The 2,524-nt window shown below is 67.5% G+C and carries 3 protein-coding genes; all 3 read left to right on the top strand.

Going from position 1 to position 2,524, the window contains the following annotated elements:
• Positions 1-211 precede the first annotated feature (211 nt).
• Genes DBV14_RS32330 through DBV14_RS32320 form a run of 3 tightly spaced genes read left to right on the top strand, consistent with a single transcriptional unit; the run spans position 212 to position 2,453 of the window.
• Positions 212-919: a Rieske 2Fe-2S domain-containing protein gene (locus DBV14_RS32330; protein WP_124466090.1), complete on the top strand. Its 708-nt coding sequence runs from the start codon at positions 212-214 to the stop codon at positions 917-919.
• 11 nt (positions 920-930) lie between these two features.
• Entirely contained in the window at positions 931-1,773 is an 843-nt protein-coding gene (locus DBV14_RS32325) for an aromatic ring-hydroxylating dioxygenase subunit alpha (protein ID WP_124466087.1), read from the top strand.
• Positions 1,774-1,811: 38 nt separating this feature from the next.
• The gene (locus DBV14_RS32320) at positions 1,812-2,453 is read left to right on the top strand and encodes a glutathione S-transferase family protein (protein ID WP_124466084.1); all 642 of its coding nucleotides are present in this window, start codon (positions 1,812-1,814) and stop codon (positions 2,451-2,453) included.
• The last annotated feature ends 71 nt before the right edge of the window (positions 2,454-2,524 follow it).

Here is a 2,524-nt window from a genome sequence, read left to right as displayed (position 1 = left end):
GCCCTGAATGAACCAAGCAGCGGTGCAAAAACCGCTCAGCGCGATAAACAGAAAGGCAGAACGTCATCTCACCCAACGTTTCAGGAATGAAAAGTTGCGTTTCTTCATGTGGCTTTCATCGGTGCGGCAGAAGCGGTACGGTAGGCGGCATGGCCGGAGTGGCGTCAATGCTATGCCATCACCGGCGCCGTGCTTCCCTGCCCCACGCACCATGAACACAAGCAGCAACTGCGACACCAGCACCGCCTCCTGGCACCCCGTGGCCCGGTCGGCCGACCTGCGCCCCGGCGCCAACATCGTCGCCGGCTTTGCCCAGGGCCAGGAACTGGCTCTCTGGCGCTCTTCCGACGGCGCCGCGCAGGCCTGGGACAACCGCTGTCCGCATCGCAGCGTGCGCTTCACACTGGGCCAGGTCGTCGAAGACCGCTTGGCCTGCGCGTACCACGGCTGGCAGTACGCCGCGGGCAGCGGGCAGTGCACGCGCATCCCCGCTCACCCGGCCATGCAGGCGCCGCGCAACGTCTGCGCGAAAGTGTTCGGCGCGGTGGATGCGGCGGGCATGCTGTGGGTCAATCTTGCCCCGGAGACGCAGGACACCGCCCCACCGCCGTTCCTGTCCGATGCCGTGCCCACCGGCTGGCACTTCTGCCGCACGCTGACCGTGCGTACGGCAGCCGGCACCGCGCGTGGCGCATTGGCCCAACGCGGCTTCACGACCGACGCCGCTTCCGGCGCCTGGCGCGGCTCGCTCGATGGCATCGACACCATCGCCCTGGTGCTCGATGCCCAGCCCCAGCTCGCCTTCATCCACCTCTGGACCGATGCCGCCCCGGGCTCCGACGCGATGAAAGCCCTGCATACCGCCGCTCGCAGTCTTCGCACCGACATCGAAGCTGCGTCCCAACACCGCCACGGCTGAAGAAAGCTCCCATGCCCTTCGTCACCGACGATCCCAACATGTGCGACGACTGGCTGGTCGTCGGACCGGCCACGGCCGAGCCGCGCAGCACCCGCCTGCTCGGCGAAACAGTACGCCTCTGGACCGACGCCGACGGCACGCCCCAGTGCCGGCTGGGCGACGAATTGCTTCTCGCACAGTCCCGCTACGGCTACCTCTGGGTCTGCCCCAGCGGCCAGCCCGCGCGCCCGCTGTTCGAGTTTCCCGAATACAGCGAGCCCGGCCGCCGCACCATCGACTGCGGCGGCATCGGCGTCGCGGTGTCGGGGCTGCGGGTGATCGAGAACTTTCTGGACATGGCGCACTTTCCGTTCGTGCACCCCGACTACCTCGGCAAGGTGCCGCACACCGAAGTGGCGCAGTACCAGGTGCAGGTCGAGCCGGCCACCGGCGAGATCTGGGCCACCGACTGCCGCTTCTGGCAGCCGCGCGCCTCGGCGGCCCACGACACAAGCAGCGAGGTGCTCTACAAGTACCGCGTGATGCAGCCCTTCTCGGCCATGCTCTACAAGTCGAGTTCACGCGCCGGCGAGCTCGATGCCATCGGCCTGTTTCTTCAGCCCATCGACGACGAGCACGTCATCGCGCACACCATGCTCGCCTACTTCGACGACCACTCGAGCGACGCCGAGCTCATCGCCTTCCAGCACACGATCTTCGGACAGGACAAGCCGATCCTGGAGAACCACGCCTTCAAGCGCATGCCGCTCGAAGGCCGCGCCGAGACGCCGACACGCGGCGACACCTCGTCCGTCACCTACCGCCGCTGGCTGCGCGAGCGCGGCATGCGCTTCGGCGTACGGCCCGCCGCATGACCACGGCCACGACTACGAACAGGGCCACGACAAAGACAATGCTCAAGCTCTACGACTACCCGCTCTCGGGCAACTGCTTCAAGGTGCGGCAGATGCTCGCGTGGCTGGATGTGCCCCACGAAACCGTGCCCGTCGATTTCTACCCCGGCCGCGAGCACAAGTCGGCCGCTTTCCTGGCGAACGTCAACCCGCTCGGCCAGCTGCCGGTGATCGACGACAACGGGTTCCTGCTGCGCGATGCGCAAGCCATCCTGGTCTATCTCGCGAGCCGCCACGCGCCGCAGGGCCACTGGTACCCCAACGATGCGAAGCTGCGCGGCCAGGTCGCGATGTGGCTCGCCACCGCGGACGAAATCACGCGCACCGCCTCGGCCGCGCGGCTGCACGACTCCCTGGGCTACCAGCACCTCGACGTCGATGCCTGCCGCGCCAGCGCGCGCGCCGTGTTCCGCGTGCTCGACGACCACCTTGCCGAACAGGCGAGCGCGGGCCTGCGCTGGCTGGCCTCGGCGCCGGCGCCGACGATTGCCGACCTGGCCTGCTTTCCGTACGTCGCTCTGGCCGGCGAAGGCGGCGTTTCGCTCGACGAATTTCCCGCACTGCGAAACTGGGTCTGGAATTTCCGGCACCTGCCCGGGTTCATCGGCATGTCGGGTATCTTCCCTGCTGGCCCTGCCTGAGTATCCTTGGGGCTTCGCCTCTTTCTCTCCCTCTTTTCCCCCGAACCCGCCATGAAAACCAAAGCCGCCGT

It is taken from the genome of Variovorax sp. KBW07, assembly GCF_003852515.1.
In the GTDB taxonomy this organism is placed as follows: domain Bacteria; phylum Pseudomonadota; class Gammaproteobacteria; order Burkholderiales; family Burkholderiaceae_C; genus Variovorax.
This window is presented reverse-complemented; position numbering and strand designations above follow the sequence as displayed.